The sequence below is a fragment of the Pseudomonas sp. BGA-UO-ETr-WB11 genome (assembly GCF_059567785.1).
Genome location: NZ_JCAQOS010000003.1, coordinates 37211 through 59078 on the forward strand (window position 1 = coordinate 37211; position 21868 = coordinate 59078).

The window sequence follows — 21868 nt, forward strand, 5'->3', positions numbered from 1 at the left end:
GTCATGTCTATCCGCGAAATCCGCATCGCTACCCGCAAGAGTGCCCTGGCCCTGTGGCAGGCCGAATACGTCAAAGCTTGCCTGGAACAGGCCCATCCGGGACTGTTGGTCAGCCTGGTGCCGATGGTCAGTCGTGGCGACAAGCTGCTGGACGCACCGCTGGCAAAAATCGGCGGCAAGGGCCTGTTCGTCAAGGAACTGGAAACCGCCCTGCTGGACAATGAAGCCGACATCGCCGTGCATTCGATGAAGGATGTGCCGATGGACTTCCCCGAAGGCCTGGGCCTGTTCTGCATCTGCGAGCGCGAAGACCCGCGTGATGCCTTCGTTTCCAACACTTTCGCCAGCCTCGACGAGTTGCCGGCGGGCAGCGTGGTCGGCACCTCCAGCCTACGCCGCCAGGCCCAGTTGCTGGCCCTGCGCCCGGACCTGAAGATTCATTTCCTGCGTGGCAACGTCAACACCCGCCTGGCCAAGCTGGATGCTGGCGAGTACGACGCCATCATCCTCGCCGCTGCCGGCCTGATTCGCCTGGGCTTCGGCGCGCGGATTCGTGCCTCGATCAGCGTGGAAGCCAGCCTGCCAGCCGGTGGTCAGGGTGCCGTGGGCATCGAGTGCCGCAGTGCCGATGCCGAGATTCACGCCTTGCTGGCGCCGTTGCACCACCGCGAAACGGCCCTGCGCGTGACCGCTGAGCGCGCTCTGAACAAGCATCTGAATGGCGGCTGCCAAGTGCCGATCGCCTGCTATGCCCTGCTTGAAGACGAGCAGTTGTGGCTGCGTGGCCTGGTAGGTCAACCGGATGGTGGTCTGTTGTTGCGTGCCGAAGGGCGTGCGCCGGCCGCCGACGCCGAAGCGTTGGGTGTGCAGGTGGCCGAGGCGTTGCTGGCCCAAGGCGCCAACGCCATTCTCGCGGCAGTGTATGGCGAGGCCGGTCAGGCGTGAACGCCTGGCGCCTGCTGCTGACCCGCCCGGCCCCAGAGTCGGCCGCCCTGGCGGCAACTCTGGCGGCGCAGGGGGTGTTCAGCAGCAGCCTGCCATTGCTGCAGATCGAGGCGCTGGCGGAAACGGCCGAACAACGTGAGCTGATCCTGGCGCTGCCGCGTTACAGCGCGGTCATCGTGGTCAGCAAGCCAGCGGCCCGTTTGGGTCTTGAACTGCTCCGCCGCTACTGGCCACAGGTGCCTGCCGCGCCGCGCTGGTTCAGCGTCGGCGCCGCCACGGCGCAAATTCTTGCCGATGCCGGCGTGGCGGTTAACTACCCCAGTGGCGGTGATGACAGCGAGGCCTTGCTGGCTTTGCCGGCGCTGCAGCAAGCGCTGGCAGTGCCCAGTCCGCGGGTGTTGATCATGCGCGGCGAGGGTGGCCGGGAATTCATGGCTGATTGCTTGCGCGGCCAAGGCGCTACGGTCGACTATCTGCCACTCTATCGCCGTGGCCAGCCGGACTACCCGAGCACGGCCTTGCTGGCGCAGTTGGACGGCCAGCAGCTGAATGCCGTGCTGGTCAGCAGTGGCGAAGGCTTCGCCCGTTTGCGCCAGCTGGCGGCGGATGACTGGCCGCAAGTGGCCCGCCGAGTAATGTTTGTGCCCAGCGCACGGGTGGCTGAACAAGCCTGCGCGGCGGGTGTCGAGATGGTTGTGGATTGTCGTGGCGCGAGCGCTGCGGCCCTGTTGGCGGCGTTGCGGGCTACCCCGCAGCCGGCCCCCTGATACAGAGGATGGATACGTGAGCGAAGCAGCCCCCGCGCAAGATGAAGTGCAAGTCGCCCCAGTGCAGAGCCCTGTGCCTGTTACAGCGGCACCCCGTGGTCGTGGTCTGGCCTCGTTGGCTCTGGTGCTGGCAGCCGCCAGTGTCGGTCTGGCGGGTTGGGGTGTCTGGCAGGTGCGTGCCCTGCACCTGCAGAGCGAACAGCAGCGCGAGGTGCTGGAGCAGACCCGCAGCCAGGCCCAAACCCTGGTGCAGCGCGAGCAGAGTCTCAGTGCACAGCTGGCGCAATTGCCCACGCCGGAGCAACTGGAAGAGCGTCGGCAGTTGCTGGCCAGCGTCCAGGGTGATCAGCAGCGCCTCGGCCAGCGTCTGGATAATGTGCTGAATGCCAGCCGTCAGGACTGGCGTCTGGCTGAAGCCGAGCATCTGCTGCGCCTGGCCAGCCTGCGCCTGACGGCGTTGCAGGAAATCAACAGCGCCAAGGCCCTGGTGCAGGCCGCCGACCAGATTCTGCTGGAGCAGGATGATCCCGCTTCTTTTGCCGCTCGCGCCGAGTTGGCCAAGAGCCTGGAGGCGCTGCGCAGCCTGCAGCAGCCGGACCGCACGGGGATGTTCCTGCAACTGGGCGCCCTGCGCGAGCAAGTTGCCCAGCTCAACCCGCACGTGCCGGCGTTTGTCGACAACGGCGGCGTGCTCGCCAGCCTGGCCGCCGAGGGTGATGGCAGCAGTTGGTGGGCAGAGTGGCTGGAACGGCTGTCGCATTACTTCCGTATCGATTTCAGCGCCGCCCAGGATATTCGCCCAGTGTTGTCCGGGCAGAGCCTGGCGCAGGTGCGTCTGGCCCTGACCCTGGCGCTGCAGCAGGCCCAGTGGGGCGCTTTGAATGGCGATGGCGCGGTCTATCAGAAGTCCTTGCAGCAGGCCCAAGGCGTGCTGGATGAGCAGTTCAATCAGGACAATCCGGCGGTACAGGCCTTGCGCGCCCGCTTGGGCGAGCTGGTCACCCAGCCGGTAAGCGTCGGCATGCCAGATTTGACCGCGGCCATGGCGGCACTACAGGCCTATGTGCAGCTGCGCGAGTCCGGCCCGGCGCCCACCGAAGCGTTGCCGGCCGCCATTGTTGAGGACCCGCAGCCATGAAGCGCATTTTGCTGCTGACCCTGTTGGTGCTGCTGGCTCTGGCGGCGGGCGGCTATGCCCTGGTGCAGATTGAACAGCCTGGTTACGTGCTGGTGGCTTACAAAAGCTTCCGTTACGAGTCGAGCCTGTGGGGCACCTTGGTATTGCTGGCCAGCCTGTGGCTGCTGCTGTTCAGCTTGCGCCTGCTGTTTCGCCTGCTCACAGCGTCTGGGCGGGTGGTCAACCCTTGGTCGCGGCGCAACCGTACGCGACGGGTGCAACTATCTGCGGAGCAAGGTCTGCTGGACCTGACCGAAGGCCGTTGGGAGCGCGCGCTGCGGCATTTGCGCCGCGCCGCCGAAGGTGATGCTCAGCCCTTGATGCATTACCTCGGTGCCGCTCGCGCCGCCCAGGAGTTGGGCCGCTACGAGGAAAGCGACAGTTTGCTGGAGCAAGCCTTGCGCCGTCAGCCGCAGGCAGAGCTGGCGATTGCCCTGGCCCATGCTGAGTTGCAGGTGGGTCGTGGCGAGCCTGCGGCCGCCCTGGAAACCCTGCAGGTGATGCGTGAGCGTCATCCGCGTCACCGCCAGGTGTTGCGCCAGTTGCAAGCCCTGTATGAGCAGCAAGGCGATTGGTCGGCATTGCTGGGTTTGTTGCCCGAGCTGCGTAAAAACAAGGCATTGAGTGACGCTGCACTGCTGGAGCTGGAGCAGCGTGCCTGGCGCGGGCGGCTGGCTGACGCCGGTCGCAGTGGCTTGAATGCTGGCGAAGCGGCGTTGCAACCGTTGACGCAGGCTTGGCAGCAACTGACCAGTGCCCAGCGTAACGACCCGCAGCTGTTGCTGGCCTACGCCGAGCAGTTGCGCGCGCTGGGGGCTGAACCTGAGGCCGAAGAGGTGTTGGGCAAGGCGCTCAAGCGTCAGTACGACGCCCGCCTAGTGGCGCTGTACGGCGAGCTGGCTGGCGCTGATCCGACGCGTCAGTTGCATGCGGCAGAAAACTGGCTCAAACAGCAGCCCGCAGATGCCGAGCTGCTGCTGGCGCTGGGCCGCTTGTGCCTGCGCAATCGCCTGTGGGGCAAAGCGCGCGATTACTTCGAGGCGAGCCTGGGCCAGGTCCGCAGTGCCGTAGCCTGTGCCGAGCTGGCGCGACTGCTGGCCCATCAGGGCGAAGTGGCACGTAGCAATGAGTTGTTTCAGGAAGCCCTGGGCCTGCAGCAGCAAGGTCTGCCCAATCTGCCCTTGCCCGCTTGATAGGCTGCGCTGCGCCATCGGACGACCGGTGGCGTAGCGCAGATAACGACCTTGTTCTGAGCAGGCTTACGCCTTGCCCGGCGCAGGTGCTTTCCTCTACCGTAGCCGCCTCTTAACTTTTCCACGGAACCGTCATGTCTCCGGTCAGCCCGCGTTCGCTATTCCTGTTTGCCTTTCTCGCTTGCGTCGCCATCATGGGCGGTGCGCTCTATCTGGAGCATGTGCTCGGTCAGCAACCATGCCCGTTGTGCATCATTCAGCGGGTTTGTGTGATCGTTTTCGGTTTGGTCTGCTTGCTGGCTGCCATCCATGCGCCGGGTCGTGGTGGTCAGCGTGGTTATGCCGGGCTGGCTGGGCTGGCAGCACTGATTGGCGCTGGCACGGCCGGTCGGCAGGTGTGGCTGCAGAACATCCCAGCGGACGAATTGCCGGCCTGTCTGCCGAGTTTCGATTACATGCTGGAGGCCCTGCCGTTTCAGGAAATCATTCGCCTGGTGCTGCACGGTTCGGCCGATTGCGCCGAGGTCAATTGGACCCTGCTCGGCATGAGCATTCCTGAGTGGAGCCTGTTGGCGTTTGCCGGCATGTTGCTGTTTGCCGGTTACCAATTGTTGCGCCGCGCTTGATCTAGGGCAGCTTAGGGGCCGTGCTTCTGCGGCCCTGGCGGCGTATGCTGGAATCTCTTCGAGGCACTGGCGCAGGGCACTTGGCTGTGTGGTCAGGGATTAAACACTCGTATGAAAGTTTCTCTGGAGGGTGCCTTGCTGGTACTGCGGGGCGAGCATAATCTGGCTCGCAAGTGTCGCCGGTAAACTGCCGATTAGGTGGTGCCTTCCCAGGTTTGGCGTGTGAACGACAAAAGTTCGTCTCAACCCTGTACCTAAATCAGAAAATCAAATAACGGGAAGTGAGGTTGTCATGCTTGAAAGCTGTCAGAACGCCCAAGAGCGCTGGGGCGGGGTCCACCTGCTGATCGATCGCTGGTTGCAGGAGCGCCATGAACTGGTCAAGGCGTTTGCCGTCCTCAACGAAACCGCGCCAGCCCCTGAAGTCAACGCTGCCGACGTGCAACGCTTCTGCGAAATTCTGGTCGACTACGTGTCGGCAGGGCATTTCGAAGTCTACGAACAGCTCACCAACGAAGCCAAAGCCTTTGGCGACGAGCGTGGTCTTGAGCTGGCCAAGCAGATCTATCCACGTATCGAAGCCATTACCGAAGTGGCGCTGGCCTTCAATGACCATTGCGACACGGGCGCCAGCTTTGACAGCGTTGCGCTGCACGCGGAGTTGAAACGCCTGGGGCAGTTGCTGCATGAGCGTTTCGAGCTGGAAGACTGCTTGATCGAAGTGCTGCACAACTCCCATCAGCAACAGGCAGTTGCTGCAGTCTGAGTGGTGCGCGCCGCCCTAATCGGCGGTGCCCAGCAGCTCGACCTCGAAGACCAAGGGTGTGTAAGGGGCTATCAAGTCTCCCGCACCCTCGGCGCCATAAGCCTGGGCCGACGGGATCACCAGGCGCCATTTGGCTCCGACCGGCATTTCCTGCAGCGCCACGCGCCAGCCGTTGATCACGCTATCCAGGCGGAACCACTGCGGCGTTTCACTCTGATCAAACACACTGCCATCTGCCAGACGCCCGACATAGCGCACCTGCACCTTGCTGTTGGCTTTGGGTTTGACTCCGCTGCCGGCGCGCAACTCGCTGCGCAGGATGCCGCCGGACAATTCACGGATACCGGCTTTGGCTTTTTCGTTGACCATAAAACGCGTTTCGGCGCGCCGTGCCCGTTCGCTCGCGGCATCGACAGTCGCGGGTGAGTCAGCCAAGCGCTGTTCGTGCTCATTCAGCAGTTGTTCGATGCGCGCGCTGTCGACACTCAACGGTTGTCCGCGGTAGGCCTGACGCAAGCCGTCGAGCAGCGCCTCCAGTTGCAGGTCGGGCACCTCGTCGCGCAAGCGTTCGCCCAGTCGGGCGCCGAGGCTGTAGGCCAAGTCATGCTCTTCGCTGGCGTCGGCTGCCATTAGCGGCGGTGCAAGCAGACAGAGGAGCAGTAACAGGCGACGGGGCATGGGGGTTCTCCGCGAAAGGGTCGGTTGATTATGCCAGTCTTGACCGGCCGCTCAACCTGAGGTTGGCGAGTGACCTCAGGCGGCCTAAGATGGGCGCACATCACACGCCAGGAGGCTTTCCATGTCCGCCAAAAAGAACCCTGTAAGTACGCCGCTGCACTTGTTGCAACACCTCTCCCACAGCTTGCTCGAGCACCTGGAAAACGCTTGCAGCGAAGCCCTGGTTGACGCCGAGAAAATGCTCGCCAAGTTGGAGAAGCAGCGCGGCAAAGGCCAGGACCTGCTGCACAAGGCACGGACCAAATTGCAAGACGCCGCCGTTGCGGGCAAGGCCAAAGCGCAAGCCAAAGCCAAGGACGCCATTGAAGAGCTGGAGTCGCTGCTGGATGGCCTGCAAGAGCGCCAGGCCGAGACGCGCACCTACATCGCCCAGCTCAAGCGCGATGCCCAGGAAAGCCTGAAGCTGGCCCAAGGCGTTGGCAAGGTCAAGGAAGCGGCCGCCAAGGCCCTCGATCTGCGCGCCGCCAAATCGGCCGCTCCGGCCGCCAAAGCAGCCGTGAAAAAAGCTCCTGTGGCCAAAGCCCCTGCCGCCAAAGCGCCGGCAGTAAAAGCCGCTGTAGCCAAGGCGCCTGCGGCCAAACCCGCAGCGCGTAAGCCTGCTGCCAAGCCGGTCGCCGCTAAAGCGCCGGCTGTGGCTAAACCTGCAGCGGCGAAACCTGCAGCTAAAGCGGTTGCCAGCAAGCCGGCAGCCAAACCTGCCGTTAAGGCGCCGGTGAAGCCTGCTGCAGCAAAAGCAGCCGCCAAGCCTGCTGCCCGTCCGGCAGCAGCGAAAAAAGCCCCGGCAGCCAAGCCGGTCGCGCCAGCAGCTGCGGCTCAGCCGGTAGTTGCCGATAGCACCAGCAGCGCTTCCTAAGCCTGCATCGCCTCGTCGCGCAGCAACTGCAGCGCGTCGGGGTCAGCGTCTGTGCCGGCCAGCGCCTCTAGCCAAGTCGGTACAGCGCTTTTATTTGCTCGCGCCCATTCGTGTGCGCAGGCTTGCAGGGCCAGCAGCAGCTGCTGCTCGGCATCCAGCTCCAACCCTTTCAGACGTTCCCGTAGTGCGGCCAATGGCGCTTGCTGCTGCGCAGCCTTGCGCCAGTTTTGCCGCAGTTGCCGCAGCGGGCTGATCACCTCTATTTGCCATGGCTGGGCGATGGCCTGCAGGTGGGCCAGGCGCGCCGGTGTGCAGGCCATGCCGTGTCGCTGCAGCCAGGCGCCGCAGAGCAGCAGGCAGACATCGGCGCCGGCCTCTTGCAACTGCAGGCAGGCGTGCTCGACACCCGGACGTCCGTACAGGCGTTGGGCAAAATCCCACAGGTCAGATGGCATGGTGCTTCCCGGGCAAGGGCAGGACGAAGCTGGTAGACTCCGCCGCCATTATGATTCGACTCGAGAACCTCACTCTACAGCGTGGCCCGCTGCGTCTGCTAGAAGACGCCGAGCTGACCCTGCACCCCGGCCAGAAAGTCGGCTTGATCGGTGCCAACGGCGCCGGCAAATCCAGTCTGTTCGCCCTCTTGCGTGGCGAGCTGACGCCGGACGCCGGCAATTGCCTGCTGCCTGCCGATTGGCGCATTGCCCACATGCGTCAGGAGGTCGAGACCCTCGACCGCCTGGCCGTGGACTATGTGCTGGACGGCGACGAGCGCTTGCGCCGGGTGCAGCATGATTTGGCTGCCGCCGAGCTGGCCCATGACGGCAGCGCCCTGGCGCGCCTGCATGCCGAACTGGACAGCGCCGACGGCTACAGTGCCGATGCGCGGGCACGCAAGCTGCTGGCCGGCTTGGGTTTCAGCAATGCGCAGATGAGCCTGCCGGTCGGCGATTTTTCCGGCGGCTGGCGTATGCGTCTGAGCCTGGCGCAGGCGCTGATGTGTCCGTCCGACTTGTTGCTGCTCGATGAGCCGACCAACCACTTGGACCTCGATGCAATCATCTGGCTGGAAGGCTGGCTGAAGAGCTATCCGGGCACCTTGCTGCTGATCTCCCACGACCGCGATTTTCTCGATGCGGTGGTCGATCAGGTCGCGCACCTGGAGCAGCAGCGCATCAATCTCTACCGCGGCGGCTATTCGGCGTTCGAGCGCGCCCGTGCCGAGCGTCTGGCGCAGCAGCAGCAGGCCTACGACAAGCAGCAGGTGCAGCGCGCGCACATGGAGAAATTCATTGCCCGCTTCAAGGCCCAGGCCACCAAAGCCCGTCAGGCTCAAAGCCGGATCAAGGCCCTGGAGCGCCTGGAAGAGCTGGCGCCGGCCCATGTCGACTCGCCCTTCGATTTCAGCTTCCGTGAAGCCGACAAGATTTCCAGCCCGCTGCTGGACTTGAGCGAAGGCCGCCTCGGCTACGGCGAACGCGCCGTGCTGGAGAAGGTCAAACTGCAGCTGACGCCGGGTGCGCGCATCGGCCTGCTGGGCCCCAACGGCGCCGGTAAATCGACCCTGATCAAGACCCTGGCCGGCGAGTTGCAGCCGTTGTCCGGGCGCTTGCAGCGCGGCGAAAACCTGGTGGTCGGCTATTTTGCCCAGCACCAGCTGGACTCCCTCGACGACCGTGCCAGCCCACTGCTGCACCTGCAGCGCCTGGCGCCCACCGAGCGCGAACAGATCTTGCGCGATTTCCTCGGTGGTTTCGACTTCCGTGGCCCGCGTTGCGACGAGCCGGTGGTGAATTTCTCCGGTGGCGAAAAAGCCCGCCTGGCCCTGGCCCTGATTGCCTGGGACAAGCCAAACCTGTTGCTGCTCGACGAACCGACCAACCACCTTGACCTGGAAATGCGCCTGGCCCTGACCATGGCTTTGCAGGATTTCGCTGGTGCGGTACTGGTGGTTTCCCACGACCGTCATCTGTTGAAAAGCACCACCGATGAGTTTCTGCTGGTGGCCGATGGCCGCGTGCAGGAGTTCGATGGCGACCTTGAAGACTACGCCCGCTGGTTGATCGACTTCCGTCTGCGGCAGCAGCCGGGCAGCAGTAGCGAACCCGCCGCCGACAAGACTGACAAGCGCGCCCAGCGCCAGGCCGCCGCGGCCTTGCGCCAGCAGCTGGCGCCGCACAAGCGTGAAGCCGACAAGCTGGAAAAGGCTCTCGGTCAACTGCACGAGCAGCTCGCCAGCGTCGAAGCCAAGCTCGGCGATGGGGCCATCTACGAGGCCGCGCGCAAGGACGAGTTGCGCGATGCCCTGGCCGAGCAGGCTAAGCTGAAGAGCCGCGAGGGCGAGTTGGAAGAGGCGTGGATGGCGGCTTTGGAACAGCTTGAAACACTTGAGCAACAATTGGCGCAAGCCGACTGAGTGGCGCCTGTAGTTAAATGCGCGGCTTTTTTAAATCCACACTATCGAGGCACTGACACATGGAATGGCTGATGAACCCGGAAATCTGGGTTGCCTTTCTCACCCTGACGGCCCTGGAAATCGTTCTGGGGATCGACAACATCATCTTCATCTCGATTTTGGTCAGCCGTTTGCCCAAAGAGCAGCAGCCTAAGGCGCGCTTCTTTGGTCTTGGCCTCGCCATGGGTACGCGCATTCTCTTGCTGCTGTCGATCAGCTGGGTCATGCAGCTGACCAACGATCTGTTCCATGTATTCGGCGAGGGCTTCTCCGGTCGCGACCTGATCCTGTTCTTCGGTGGTCTGTTCCTGCTGTTCAAGAGCAGTTCGGAGATCTACCACGGCCTGGAAGGCGAGGAAGAAACGGCGCAGAGCGGCGGCAAGGCCTACGGCTTTATGGGCATCATTGTGCAGATCGCGATCATCGACATCGTCTTCTCCCTGGACTCGGTGATCACCGCCGTTGGCCTGGTGGACAACGTGCCAGTAATGGTCGCGGCCATCATCATCTCGGTCATCGTGATGATGCTGTCGGCTGGCACCATCAGCGATTTCATCGACAAGCACCCGTCGCTGAAAATGCTCGCCCTGTCGTTCCTGATCGTGGTCGGTACCGTGCTGATTGCCGAAGCCTTCGACGTGCATGTGCCAAAAGGCTACGTGTACTTCGCCATGGCCTTCTCGCTGGCGGTAGAGGCGGTGAATATCCGCATGCGCGGCGCGCGCAGCCGCAAGCTCGGCCAGGAGCCGGTGCATCTGCGTAAAGACCTGCCGGACTGAGTCCGGCAATGCCCAGGCGACTGGGCGCGTGACACCACAAGGGGTAGGCTTACGAGCCTGCCCTTTGTTTTTTCTGCGAGTGTAATTATGGTTTTCGAGACCTGGCTGGCCTTCTTCGTGGCGTGTTGGCTGATTAGTCTGTCGCCGGGTGCCGGGGCGATCGCCTCGATGTCGTGTGGCCTGCAGTACGGCTTTCGCCGCGGCTACTGGAATGCCATCGGCCTGCAGCTGGCGTTGGTGCTGCAGATCGCCATTGTCGCCGCCGGTGTCGGCGCGCTGTTGGCGACCTCGGCCATGGCCTTCGGCCTGATCAAGTGGTTTGGTGTGGTCTATCTGCTCTGGCTGGCGCTGGCGCAGTGGCGGGCCTTGCCTGGCAATCTGGCGGACGAGTCCGCACCGCGGCCCGTGGGCCGGCCGCTGACCCTGGTGCTGCGTGGCTTTCTGGTGAATGCCAGTAACCCCAAGGCGGTGGTGTTTATCCTCGCCGTGCTGCCGCAGTTTCTGCAGCCCGAGGCGCCGCTGTTGCCGCAGTACCTGAGCATGACGGCGACCATGGTTGGCGTCGACCTGATCGTCATGGCCGGTTACACCGGCCTGGCGGCCAAGGTCCTGCGCGCCTTGCGCTCGCCACGCCAGCAGCGGCTGCTCAATCGCAGTTTTGCTCTGATGTTTGTCGCCGCCGCGGGGTTGCTGGCGACCATTCACCGGGGTTCTAACTAGCGCTGTGACATCCGGTCACAAGCCATCAGGCTTGAGTGGCTGGGCTGTGAGGCGGATAATAAATCAATCCGATTCTCATTTGGCTTTGTTTATGTCTGCTCGTCTGGTCCGTTGTGTTGTGTTTTCTTTGCTGACCTTCATGAGTGCGCCGTTATGGGCCGCCGCCGCCGAGCCTGCCGCGCGGGCCCTGCACCTGCTGGGTTACCTGGGCGCTGATTACCCGGCCACCGTAGCCAATGGCGAGGTGGTCGATGCCAGCGAGTACCGCGAGCAGCTGGAGTTTCTCGGGGTGTTGCAGGAGCTGTTGCTAAGCCTGCCGGCCCACCCGCAGCGGGTCGAACTGGAACGCGGTGTGGTGCAGTTGCAGCAAGCGGTGACGCAGCGCGCACCTGGGGTTGAGGTGGCTGGCCAGGCCCGTCATCTGGCCGAACGCCTGCGACAGATCTACCAGCTCAGCCTGTTGCCCGCGATCACGCCCGACCCGCAGCGCGGTCAGGCCCTGTATGCCGAACAGTGCAGCGTGTGCCACGGCAATGCCGGGGCTGGCGATGGTCCGGCAGGCTTAGGCTTGCAGCCGCCACCGAGCAATTTCCAGCACCAGGCGCGGCTCGACAGCCTGAGCCTGTATGACCTGTTCAATACCCTCAGCCTGGGCATCGACGGCACCGAGATGGCCGCTTTCAGCGATCAACTGGACGAGCGTCAGCGCTGGGACCTGGCCAGTTACGTGGCCGGCTTCAGTGCCGATCCAGCGACCGCCGGTACGACCCCTTTCAGCCTCGGCGAACTGGTTGAACAAACGCCCGCACAAATCCTCGCGACTCAGGGTGCCGAGCAGGCCGCCGCGTTCCGTGCCCAGCGCGCCACGCCACCGCAACCCCAGCGCGGCCCGCAGCAGCTGATTGAGCACACCGTGCAAACCCTCGACCAGAGCCTGGCGGCCTATGCCAACGGCGAGCCCGAGCAGGCCTATGACCTGGCGGTGGGCGCTTATCTGGAAGGCTTCGAACTGGTGGAAAGCGGCCTCAACAACCTCGATCCGCAGCTGCGCAAGGACACCGAGAAAGCCCTGATGGCCTATCGACAGGCCCTGCAGGACGGTCTGCCGATTACCGAGGCCGAGGCCTTGCTGCAGCAGGCCAAACTCAAACTGAACAGTTGTGCCGAGCTGCTCAAGGGTGGCGGCATGAGCGCCTCACTGAGCTTTATCTCCAGCCTGATGATTCTCCTGCGCGAGGGCCTGGAGGCGATTCTGGTGCTTGCGGCGATCCTCGCCTTCCTGCGCAACACCGGCCAGCAGCACTCGCTGCGCAGTGTGCACGCGGGCTGGGGCTTGGCGCTGTTGGCGGGCGTGGCGACTTGGGCGCTGGCGGCTTATGTGATTGATGTCAGTGGCGCCCAGCGCGAGCTGCTGGAGGGTGGCACCGCGCTGTTTGCCAGTGTGGTGCTGCTTTGGGTCGGCGTGTGGATGCACGACCGCCGCCACGCCGCCGCTTGGCAGGCCAGTATCCGTGGCCATCTACAGGGCGGCGGTGGGCGTTTCGGTTTTGCCGCGCTGGCGTTCTTTGCCGTGTACCGCGAGCTGTTCGAGGTCATCCTGTTCTACGAAACCCTCTGGCTGCAGGCCGGCCCTGGCGGCCACAGCATGGTGCTGGCGGGTGCCGGTGCGGCGCTGCTGCTGTTGCTGGTGCTGGCTTGGGTGATTTTGCGCGGCTCGGCAAAATTGCCGCTGGCGACCTTCTTCAGCGTCAACGCGGTGCTGCTCTGCGTGCTGTCGGTGGTGTATGCCGGCCACGGGGTCAAAGCCCTGCAGGAGGCCGGAATCTTCGGCGCCCACCCGGTGGCGTTCTTCGAGTTTGACTGGCTGGGCATTCACCCGGATGCCTGGTCGCTGGCGGCACAGGGTCTGGCCCTGGCCGGCGTGTTGGTGCTCTACGGGCGCAGCTGGCTGCGTCAGAGCCCGGCATGACGGGGCTGCGCGTTTGGGTCGATGCCGACGCCTGTCCGAAACTGGCCAAGGATCAGCTGGTTAAATTCGCCCTCAAGCGCCAGTTACAGGTGGTCTTGGTAGCCGGTCAGGGGCAGATCAAGCCGGCGTTCGCTTGCGTGCGCTTAATCGTAGTGCCCAGCGGCCCTGATGCCGCCGACGATTATCTGGTCGAGCATGCCCAACCCGGCGAGCTGGTGATTTGCAGCGACATTCCGTTGGCCGACCGCCTGGTGAAGAAGGGCGTAGCTGCCCTCGACCCACGCGGCAAGGAGTTCGACGCCGGCAACATGGGCGAGCGGCTGGCGGTGCGCAATCTGTTTACTGAGCTGCGCGAGCAGGGGCAGATGGGCGGCGGTCAGGGCGCCTATGGCGAGCGCGAAAAGCAGGCCTTCGCCAATGCGCTGGATCGGATTCTCACTCGTCTGCAGCGGCAGGTCTGAGTGTTCGTTGTAGGATGGGTTAGCCGCGTAGCGGTGTAACCCATCAAGCTTGATGGGTATCGCAAGCTCAACCCATCCTACCTATTGCCAGCCAAACCGGGCGTGGGCTCAGCCGCACAGATAGGTGCCGGTGCCCACCGCCACCAGGGTGCCGTCATCGGCGTGCAATTCAGAACGTACCACTGCCACTTTGTTGCCCGAGCGCAGCAGCACCGCCTGGGCGGTGAAGTGCTGGCCGCGACCTGGGCGCAGGTAGTCGATGCGCAGGTCGATGGTGCCGAGCTTGGACAGCTTGGCCATGCGCTCGGCGGCCGACAGATGATGGTGGCGCTCGAACGCCCCAATCAGGGCCATAGCGCCGCCGGTGACATCCAGCAGCGCGGAGATCACCCCACCGTGAAGAATGCCCTGGACGAAGTTACCAATCAGCTCGGGCTTCATCGGCAGGTGCATGCTGACCTTGTCGACGGTCAGCTCGCCAATCTGGATGCCCAGTGATTGATTGAAGGGGATGCGTTCGAAGAAGCCACGCACCGCCTCTTGCAGCTCGGCGGTCAGTTCAAAGGGGGCTTTGTGCATGGGGCACCTGCAAGATGCGATGGAGGTTGGCCTACGCTGGTGCATCGCCGCGGCGTTGACCAGCGCCGCGGCGGGAGTGGCCGGAGGGTTGGCCGGTATGCCCGGTTTTTAGCCGGGCTGCTGCGGATTGGCCAGTTCCAGCACCCGATCGACCAGTTTGTTGATGCCACTGGCGGCTTCGCTGATCGAATGGGCCAGCATGTACGCTGGGGTGGTCACCAGTTTGCGCGCCGGGTCTTCGCAGATTTCGCTGACTTCACAGGCCTGGTGCACGCCGCCCATTTGCTCGATGGCCGCCGCAGTGTCGACATCCTGGCCGATGCTGCAGAACACGCCGGGGCCGAAGATTTTCGCGGCCAGCACAGGGGCGATGCACAGCAGGCCGATCGGTTTGTGCGCGGCGACAAAGCTTTGTGTAGTGCGCAGCACATCGGCTTGCACGCTGCAGGCGGCGCCCTGGCTGGCGAAGTCGGAGAGGTTCTTGGCCACGCCGAAGCCGCCGGGCAGGATCAACGCGTCGAACTCGCTGGCCTGCAGTTCGCGCACGTCGAGGACTTGGCCACGGGCAATGCGCGCCGACTCCACCAGCACGTTGCGGCTTTCGTTCATCACTTCACCGCTCAGGTGATTGATCACGTGGTGCTGTGCGATGTCCGGCGCAAAGCACTGCACCTGGGCGCCGCGCTGATCGAGGCGCAGCAGGGTGAGCACGCTTTCGTGAATTTCCGCGCCGTCGTAAACGCCACAGCCGGAAAGAATGACAGCGACTTTCTTGTGCATGGTGATCTCCTGATAAATCGCCTGGGGCTTGATGTGCTGGCGCCACGGGTGTCGCCAAATGCCCCCCAGGTTGGCATTTGCCGTCGCGGCGCGCCGCAGGGCTTGGGCTAGGATGCAAGCAATAGGGCCATCCTAGGGGCTGTTCCCGTTTCATCGCAAGCAAATGAAATGGCCGCGTACCTTGGGGCCCACCACCGCGTGACGCTATGGGTGACTGATGAATTACGTTCTCTATGCAATACCGTTTTTCTTTGTGCTGATTGGCCTTGAGCTGCTGCTGGATCGCTGGCGCGGGGTCAGCACCTATCGTCTGGCGGACAGCATCAACAGCTTGAGTGCGGGCGTGCTGTCACAGGTCAGTGGCTTGCTGACCAAGGGCCTGGGGTTGCTCACTTACGGCTTTGCCGTGCAGCACTTGGCGCTGTTTGAGCTGTCGGCGCAGCAGACCTGGATCTGGGTGCTGGCGTTTGTGCTGTACGACTTCTGCTACTACTGGAACCACCGCTTAGGCCACGAGCGCAATGTGCTGTGGGCGGCGCACTCGGTGCATCACCAGAGTGAGGACTACAACCTGTCGACGGCCCTGCGCCAGACCAGCAGCGGCTTTCTGTTTGGTTGGATCTTCTACCTACCCCTGGCTGTGCTCGGGGTGCCGCTGTTGGTGTTCCTCACGGTGGCGGCACTCAACCTGCTCTATCAATTCTGGGTGCACACCCGTCATGTGCCCAAGCTCGGCTGGTACGAATGGGCCTTCGTCACGCCGTCCAATCACCGTGCCCATCATGCACAGAACGCGATCTACATGGACCGTAACTACGGCGGTGTCTTTATCATCTGGGATCGGCTGTTCGGCACCTTCCAGGAAGAGCTGGATGAGGAGCCGGTGATCTTCGGGGTGACCACGCCGCTGGCTAGCTGGAATCCGCTGTGGGCCAACCTGCAGTTTTACGTGCAGCTGTGGCGGGATGCGGCGCGGGCAGCGTCCTGGTGGGACAAACTGCGCATCTGGTTTATGCCTACCGGTTGGCGCCCCGCCGACGTGGCGGCCAAGTACCCGCTGAGTAAGTCGGAGCTGAGCCAGTTCGTTAAATTCGAGGTGCCGCTGAGTGCTGGGCAAAAGGTCTATGCCGGGGTGCAGTTCGCCCTGTATCTCGTCGGTGGCACTTACCTGCTGGCGATCAGTGAAAGTCTGACGCTGGGCTTGCTGATCGCGAGCTGGGCCTGGGTGGCGTTTGGTTTGTACAGCTTGGGCGTTTGGCTGGAAAACCGTCCGTTGGCGCGGCTGCTGGAAGTGCTGCGCCTGCTGTCGAGCGTGCCATTGCTGTTGGCTCTGCAGCAGGCTGCGCTGTTGCCGGTGGATGCGGCGGGTTGGAGCGTGCTGGCGTTGTACGCACTGGCGAGTGCTTTGTGGTTGTGGCGCCTGCCTGCGTCAGCTCAGGGGCTGCAGGCCGCCTGATCAGTCGGCGCTTTTGTTGCCCTTCAACCAGCGGCGCAGCCACAGGCCTGCGCCGATCAGCACCAGCGCGGCGAGAATCCACAGCTCGTAGCGCTTGATGTCGCCTAGCATGGTCTCCAGGGCGGCGCCAAAGTAGAAGGCGGCATAGCCCAGCGCCACGGCCCAGACGATGGCACCAATGCCATTGAGGACCAGATAGCGCAGCGGCGGATAGCCCGACAGGCCAATGGCCACCGGCATCACGGTGCGCAGGCCGTAGAAGAAGCGAAAACTCAGCACCCACAGGTCAGGGTGGCGCTTGATCAGGCGCAGGGCGCGCTCGCCCATGTTATGCCAGCGCGGGTTGCGCTCCAGCAGCTGGCGGCCTTTGTGGCGACCCATGTAATACCAGAGCTGGTCGCCGGCATAGCTGCCGCAAAACGCCGTGAGCATGACCCAGTTGAGTTCCAGCTTGCCAAACGAGGCTGCAACGCCGGCCAGCACCAGGATGGTTTCGCCCTCGAAAAACGTACCGATAAACAGGGCGAGGTAGCCAAAATCCTGGAGAAATTGTTCGAGCATGATGGCGGCGCATTGAAGAAGAGGGCTGGCAGACTAACCCTTCCTGCTTATGTGGGAAAGCGCTGGCCGCCGATTGCCTGGCTGTGGACAATGGCGGCAGTGGCTTGCGCGGCGCTGCTGCGACCACTAGCCGCAGGCCGGCGCAGGCTGTCATGCTTTGGTCATAATGCCCGCTTATAACTGTCACACTCGCCCGCCAGCGCGGGCTCAGGAGTCTGCCGTGAGCTTTACCCCCGCCAATCGTCTGTTCCCCGCCACCCGCCTGCGGCGCAATCGCCGTGACGAGTTTTCCCGTCGTCTGGTGCGTGAGAATGTGTTGACGGTGGATGACCTGATCCTGCCGGTGTTCGTGCTCGACGGTGAAAACCGCCGTGAAGCCGTGGCCTCGATGCCGGGGGTGGAGCGTCTGTCCATCGACCTGCTGCTGCAAGAAGCCGAAGAGTGGGTGGCTCTGGGCATTCCGGCGCTGGCACTGTTTCCGGTGACGGCGCTGGAAAAGAAATCACTGCTCGCCGAGGAAGCCTGGAACCCCGAGGGCATCGCCCAACGCGCCACCCGTGCGTTGCGTGCCAAGTTTCCCGAGTTGGGCGTCATCACTGACGTGGCCCTGGACCCGTTCACCACTCACGGTCAGGACGGCATCCTTGATGAGGCTGGCTACGTGCAGAACGACATCACCGTCGATGCGCTGGTCAAGCAGGCGCTGTCCCATGCCGCCGCTGGTGCCCAGGTTGTGGCGCCGTCGGACATGATGGATGGCCGTGTGCAGGCGATTCGCGAAGCCCTGGAGCTGGCCGATTACCCCAACGTGCGGATCATGGCCTACTCGGCCAAGTATGCCAGCGCCTACTACGGGCCGTTCCGTGATGCCGTCGGCTCGGCCGCCAACCTCGGCAAGGGCAGTAAGAACACCTACCAGATGGACCCGGCCAACGGCGACGAGGCCCTGCATGAAGTGGCGGCGGACCTCGCCGAAGGCGCCGATATGGTTATGGTCAAGCCAGGCATGCCATATCTGGATATCCTGCAGCGGGTGAAGACGGAATTTCGCGTGCCGACATTTGTCTACCAGGTCAGCGGTGAGTACGCCATGCACATGGCCGCCATTCAGAATGGCTGGCTGAGCGAGGCGGTGATCCTCGAATCCCTGACCGCTTTCAAGCGCGCGGGTGCCGATGGCATCCTTACCTATTTCGCCAAACGCGCGGCGCAGTTGCTTAAACAGGGCTAGAACGCCCACAGGAAGAACCCATGAATACCGAAGGACCCAGCGCTGATTTGACCCCCGACGAACTGCCCGTGGAGGCGCCCGTAGTGGAGACGCCAGCCGCGCCGGAGGTGGTGGCTCAGACCCCGGCCGCCTACGTGGTGCCGGGGCTGGATGACAGCAGCCTGTATATCCACCGCGAGTTGTCGCAGCTGAAGTTCAATATCCGCGTGCTGGAACAGGCGCTGGATGAGTCCTATCCGCTGCTGGAGCGGTTGAAGTTCCTGCTGATCTTCTCCAGCAACCTGGATGAGTTCTTCGAGATTCGTGTGGCGGGTCTGAAGAAGCAGATCACCTTCGCCCGTGAACAGGCCGGTGCCGATGGCCTGCAGCCCCATCAGGCGCTGGCGCGGATTGCCGAGCTGGTGCATGAGCAGGTCGATCGCCAGTACGCCATCCTCAACGATGTGCTGCTGCCGGCAATGGCCAAACATCACATCAACTTTATCCGCCGGCGCAACTGGACCCTGAAGCTGAAGACCTGGGTGCGCCGTTATTTCCGTGACGAAATTGCGCCGATCATCACCCCCATCGGCCTCGATCCGACGCACCCGTTCCCGCTGCTGGTGAACAAGAGCCTGAACTTTATCGTTGAGCTGGAAGGTGTGGATGCCTTCGGCCGCGACTCCGGTTTGGCCATCATCCCGGCGCCGCGTTTGCTGCCGCGGGTGATCAAGGTGCCTGAGGACGTCGGCGGTCCCGGTGACAACTACGTGTTCCTCTCGTCGATGATCCACGCCCACGCCGATGACCTGTTCCAGGGCATGAAGGTTAAAGGCTGCTACCAGTTCCGTCTGACCCGTAACGCCGATTTGTCGGTGGACACCGAGGACGTCGAAGACCTGGCCCGTGCCCTGCGTGGCGAGTTGTTCTCGCGCCGTTATGGCGATGCGGTGCGCCTAGAAGTGGCAGACACCTGTCCGCAGCATTTGTCGAATTACCTGCTCAAGCAGTTCAGCCTGAGCGACAGCGAGCTGTATCGGGTCAATGGCCCGGTCAACCTTACGCGTCTGTTCAGCATCACCGGTCTGGCCAGCCACCCGGAGCTGCAGTGCAAGCCGTTTACCCCGGTGATCCCCAAGGCACTGCAGAACAGCGAGAACATCTTCAACGTGGTGAGCAAGCAGGACATCCTCTTGTTGCACCCGTTCGAGTCGTTCACCCCAGTGGTCGACCTGCTGCGCCAGGCCGCCAAAGACCCGCACGTGCTGGCCATCAAACAGACCCTGTACCGTTCCGGGGCTAACTCGGAAATCGTCGATGCACTGGTGGAGGCTGCCCGTAACGGCAAGGAAGTCACTGCGGTGATCGAGCTGCGTGCGCGCTTCGATGAAGAGTCCAACCTGGCCCTGGCCAGTCGCCTGCAGGCCGCCGGTGCGGTGGTGATTTACGGTGTGGTCGGCTTCAAGACCCACGCCAAGATGATGCTGATTCTGCGTCGCGAGAGCGGCGAGATCGTTCGCTATGCCCACCTCGGCACCGGCAACTACCACGCCGGCAATGCCAAGTTGTACACCGACTACAGCCTGCTGACCTCGGATGAGGCGCTGTGTGAGGACGTGTCCAAGCTGTTTAGTCAGCTGATCGGCATGGGCAAGACCTTGCGCATGAAGAAGCTGCTGCACGCACCCTTCACCCTGAAGAAGGGCATTCTCGACATGATCGCGCGGGAAACCCAGTTCGCCAGCGATGGCAAGCCGGCGCACATCATGGCCAAGATCAACTCGCTGACTGATCCGAAGATCATCCGTGCGTTGTACAAAGCCAGTCAGTGCGGGGTGAAGATCGACCTGGTGGTGCGCGGCATGTGCTGCCTGCGTCCAGGTGTGCCGGGCGTGTCGCACAACATTCAGGTGCGCTCGATCATCGGTCGCTTCCTCGAGCACAGCCGCATCTACTACTTCTACAACGGTGGTGAAGAGCAGCTGTATCTGTCGAGTGCCGACCTGATGGAGCGCAACCTCGACAAGCGCGTCGAGACTTGCTTCCCGATCGAAGGCAAGCGCCTGATCCTGCGCGTCAAGAAGGAGCTTGAAACCTACCTGACGGACAACACCCAGAGCTGGATTCTGCAGCCTGATGGCCGTTATGTGCGCCATACGCCCAGCGGCAATCAGCACCACCGCAATGCCCAGGCGACCTTGCTGGAGAAGCTCACCAGCTTGCCGCCGGTGCGATAAACGCCGCACGCCTGAACAGGCCCCGCGCAGCGCGTCTGCCGGGGCTTTTTTGTGCCTGATTGCTGAGTGGTGGTGAACTTAAGCGGCGGGTTAGCTGATGCGCAGGGTAAAACCGATGCGTTTCAGCCAGTCGGCTTCTTGGGCGAAGTCGGCCTGGGTCAGTGGGTTGGCCTCAAGCCAGTCGGCAGGGAAGCGTATGTCGAGGCTCTGCGGGCCGGCCTGGAGAGCGACCTTGGGCATTTCCTGACTGCCACGGATGTGGTGGAAGAGGATGGCGAAGCGCAGCAGCACGCAGAGGCGCAGCAGGCTTTGCCCTTGATCGGCGAAGTCGCTGAGCTTGTCTTTGGGGATATTGCGCCGATGGCCACGCACCAGCAGGGCCAGCATCTGCTGGTCGAGGCGCGAGAAACCGGCCAGGTCCGAGTGCTCAATCAGGTAAGCACCGTGTTTGTGGTAGTGGTAGTGGGCGATATCCAGGCCGATTTCGTGGACCCGTGCGGCCCAGATCAACAGGTCGCGCCACTCGTCGTCCAGCTGCCAGTCGGTTGCCACTTGATCGAATGCCGACAAGGCTTTTTCCTCGACCCGCGTGGCTTGCTCCAGGTCGACGTGGTAGCGCTCCTGCAGAGCGCTGAGGGTGCGCTCACGCACGTCCTCGTGCTGATGACGGCCTAGCAGGTCATAAAGCACGCCCTCACGCAGCGCGCCTTCGGAGTGGCTCATGCCTTCCAGCGACAGGGCGTCGGAGATGGCTTCCATGATCGCCAGGCCGGCCGGGAAAATACTCCGGCGGTCGGGTTTGATGCCGGGCAAATCCAGTTTGTCGACTTCGCCGAGCTTCAGCACTTTGCGCTTGAGCCAGGTCAGCCCGGTCGGGTTGATCCCGCCGTTGCCTTGCCCGGCTTCCTTGAGCACCAGGCCAATGGCGCGAATGGTGCCCGAGGCGCCCAGGGCTTCCTGCCAGCCGAGACGGCGCAGGGCGTGCTCGATGCCCATCAGCTCCAGGCGGGCGGCGGTGTAGGCCTGGGCATAGCGTGCAGGGGTGATCTTGCCGTCGCGGAAATAACGCTGCGTGAAGCTGACACAGCCCATCTGCAGGCTTTCGCGCAGCAGCGGCTCAAAGCGTTGGCCGACGATGAATTCGGTGCTGCCGCCGCCGATGTCCACCACCAGGCGTTTGCCGGGGGTGTCGGCACTGCTGTGGGAGACGCCGAGGTAGATCAGGCGTGCCTCTTCGCGGCCAGAAATAACTTCCACCGGGTGGCCCAGAATGGCTTCGGCGCGGCGGATAAATTCGCCGCGGTTGCGCGCTTCGCGCAGGGCGTTGGTGCCGACGATGCGCACCGCACCTTCCGGTAGGCCGATGATCAGCTGGGCAAAGCGACGCAGGCAGTCGAGGCCGCGCTGCATGGCTTCTTCGCTCATTAAGCGTTGCTCATCGATGCCGGCAGCCAGCTGAACCTTTTCGCCGAGGCGCTCAAGGATGCGGATCTCGCCATGATCGGCTTTGGCCAGAACCATATGGAAGCTGTTGGAGCCCAGGTCAATGGCGGCGATCATGGAAAAGTGCTTGGCAGCGGCTTGCAGCATGGTTGA

General features: G+C 63.3%; 21 protein-coding genes. 15 read left to right on the top strand and 6 right to left on the bottom strand.

Going from position 1 to position 21868, the window contains the following annotated elements; genetic code table 11:
• The first annotated feature begins 3 nt into the window (after positions 1 to 3).
• The 6 genes from hemC (at position 4) to rsd (ending at position 5474) form a co-directional block, all read left to right on the top strand.
• A complete protein-coding gene (hemC, locus tag AC56DI_RS01625) occupies positions 4 to 945 on the top strand; it encodes a hydroxymethylbilane synthase (protein WP_496344654.1) in 942 nt (313 codons plus the stop codon).
• Positions 942 to 1712 carry a uroporphyrinogen-III synthase gene (locus AC56DI_RS01630; RefSeq protein WP_496344655.1) on the top strand — a complete coding sequence of 257 codons (771 nt, stop codon included), beginning with the start codon at positions 942 to 944 and terminating at the stop codon, positions 1710 to 1712. The genes hemC and AC56DI_RS01630 overlap by 4 nt, the downstream gene beginning before the upstream one ends.
• A 16-nt stretch (positions 1713 to 1728) precedes the next feature.
• Positions 1729 to 2850: a uroporphyrinogen-III C-methyltransferase gene (locus tag AC56DI_RS01635; protein ID WP_496344656.1), complete on the top strand. Its 1122-nt coding sequence runs from the start codon at positions 1729 to 1731 to the stop codon at positions 2848 to 2850.
• Positions 2847 to 4082 (top strand): heme biosynthesis HemY N-terminal domain-containing protein, encoded by a 1236-nt coding sequence (locus tag AC56DI_RS01640; RefSeq protein ID WP_496344657.1) that lies wholly within the window; start codon positions 2847 to 2849, stop codon positions 4080 to 4082. Before AC56DI_RS01635 ends, AC56DI_RS01640 begins: the two co-directional genes overlap by 4 nt.
• A 134-nt stretch (positions 4083 to 4216) precedes the next feature.
• Positions 4217 to 4708, top strand: coding sequence for a disulfide bond formation protein B (locus tag AC56DI_RS01645; RefSeq protein WP_496344658.1), 492 nt, complete (start codon positions 4217 to 4219; stop codon positions 4706 to 4708).
• A 292-nt stretch (positions 4709 to 5000) separates the two neighbouring features.
• Positions 5001 to 5474 (top strand): sigma D regulator, encoded by a 474-nt coding sequence (rsd, locus tag AC56DI_RS01650; RefSeq protein WP_496344659.1) that lies wholly within the window; start codon positions 5001 to 5003, stop codon positions 5472 to 5474.
• A gap of 15 nt (positions 5475 to 5489) precedes the next feature.
• On the opposite strand, the gene AC56DI_RS01655 is transcribed toward rsd, so the two are convergent.
• Positions 5490 to 6152 (bottom strand): FKBP-type peptidyl-prolyl cis-trans isomerase, encoded by a 663-nt coding sequence (locus tag AC56DI_RS01655; RefSeq protein WP_496344660.1) that lies wholly within the window; start codon positions 6150 to 6152, stop codon positions 5490 to 5492.
• Between the two features lie 121 nt (positions 6153 to 6273).
• On the opposite strand from AC56DI_RS01655, the gene AC56DI_RS01660 reads away from it, so the two are divergent.
• Positions 6274 to 7065, top strand: a complete 792-nt coding sequence (locus tag AC56DI_RS01660) for an AlgP family protein (protein ID WP_496344661.1) — start codon at positions 6274 to 6276, stop codon at positions 7063 to 7065.
• On the opposite strand, the gene AC56DI_RS01665 is transcribed toward AC56DI_RS01660, so the two are convergent.
• Positions 7062 to 7520, bottom strand: coding sequence for a TIGR02444 family protein (locus AC56DI_RS01665; protein ID WP_496344662.1), 459 nt, complete (start codon positions 7518 to 7520; stop codon positions 7062 to 7064). The two genes, AC56DI_RS01660 and AC56DI_RS01665, sit on opposite strands and share 4 nt — an antisense overlap.
• Positions 7521 to 7570: 50 nt before the next feature.
• Here AC56DI_RS01665 and AC56DI_RS01670 point away from each other — a divergent pair, with 50 nt between their 5' ends.
• From AC56DI_RS01670 to AC56DI_RS01690, 5 genes are all read left to right on the top strand, one after another.
• Complete coding sequence (locus tag AC56DI_RS01670; protein ID WP_496344663.1) at positions 7571 to 9481, top strand: ATP-binding cassette domain-containing protein; 1911 nt, start codon at positions 7571 to 7573, stop codon at positions 9479 to 9481.
• Positions 9482 to 9540: 59 nt separating this feature from the next.
• Positions 9541 to 10299: a TerC family protein gene (locus AC56DI_RS01675; protein ID WP_496344664.1), complete on the top strand. Its 759-nt coding sequence runs from the start codon at positions 9541 to 9543 to the stop codon at positions 10297 to 10299.
• A gap of 87 nt (positions 10300 to 10386) precedes the next feature.
• On the top strand, positions 10387 to 11019 hold the full coding sequence (locus AC56DI_RS01680; RefSeq protein WP_422587990.1) for a LysE family transporter: 633 nt from the start codon (positions 10387 to 10389) through the stop codon (positions 11017 to 11019).
• A gap of 91 nt (positions 11020 to 11110) precedes the next feature.
• Positions 11111 to 12988, top strand: coding sequence for an FTR1 family protein (locus AC56DI_RS01685; RefSeq protein ID WP_496344665.1), 1878 nt, complete (start codon positions 11111 to 11113; stop codon positions 12986 to 12988).
• 5 nt (positions 12989 to 12993) lie between these two features.
• Positions 12994 to 13449, top strand: a complete 456-nt coding sequence (locus AC56DI_RS01690) for a YaiI/YqxD family protein (protein ID WP_422588025.1) — start codon at positions 12994 to 12996, stop codon at positions 13447 to 13449.
• A 108-nt stretch (positions 13450 to 13557) separates the two neighbouring features.
• Here the strand turns inward: AC56DI_RS01690 and AC56DI_RS01695 are convergent, their stop codons facing one another.
• Both AC56DI_RS01695 and elbB read right to left on the bottom strand, forming a co-directional pair.
• Positions 13558 to 14028, bottom strand: coding sequence for a thioesterase family protein (locus tag AC56DI_RS01695; protein ID WP_496344666.1), 471 nt, complete (start codon positions 14026 to 14028; stop codon positions 13558 to 13560).
• Positions 14029 to 14136: 108 nt separating this feature from the next.
• Positions 14137 to 14808 (bottom strand): isoprenoid biosynthesis glyoxalase ElbB, encoded by a 672-nt coding sequence (gene elbB, locus AC56DI_RS01700; RefSeq protein ID WP_496344667.1) that lies wholly within the window; start codon positions 14806 to 14808, stop codon positions 14137 to 14139.
• A gap of 217 nt (positions 14809 to 15025) precedes the next feature.
• Between elbB and AC56DI_RS01705 the strand changes: the two genes are divergently transcribed.
• Entirely contained in the window at positions 15026 to 16264 is a 1239-nt protein-coding gene (locus tag AC56DI_RS01705) for a sterol desaturase family protein (protein ID WP_496344668.1), read from the top strand.
• Here the strand turns inward: AC56DI_RS01705 and AC56DI_RS01710 are convergent, their stop codons facing one another.
• Positions 16265 to 16825, bottom strand: coding sequence for a DedA family protein (locus AC56DI_RS01710; RefSeq protein ID WP_496344669.1), 561 nt, complete (start codon positions 16823 to 16825; stop codon positions 16265 to 16267). It abuts the gene before it with no gap.
• 220 nt (positions 16826 to 17045) lie between these two features.
• On the opposite strand from AC56DI_RS01710, the gene hemB reads away from it, so the two are divergent.
• Together hemB and ppk1 are read left to right on the top strand one after the other, a co-directional pair.
• The gene (gene hemB, locus AC56DI_RS01715) at positions 17046 to 18056 is read left to right on the top strand and encodes a porphobilinogen synthase (RefSeq protein WP_324519184.1); all 1011 of its coding nucleotides are present in this window, start codon (positions 17046 to 17048) and stop codon (positions 18054 to 18056) included.
• Positions 18057 to 18076: 20 nt separating this feature from the next.
• A complete protein-coding gene (ppk1, locus tag AC56DI_RS01720; protein ID WP_496344670.1) occupies positions 18077 to 20272 on the top strand; it encodes a polyphosphate kinase 1 in 2196 nt (731 codons plus the stop codon).
• A gap of 90 nt (positions 20273 to 20362) precedes the next feature.
• On the opposite strand, the gene ppx is transcribed toward ppk1, so the two are convergent.
• Positions 20363 to 21862: an exopolyphosphatase gene (gene ppx, locus AC56DI_RS01725; RefSeq protein WP_496344671.1), complete on the bottom strand. Its 1500-nt coding sequence runs from the start codon at positions 21860 to 21862 to the stop codon at positions 20363 to 20365.
• Positions 21863 to 21868 lie beyond the last annotated feature (6 nt).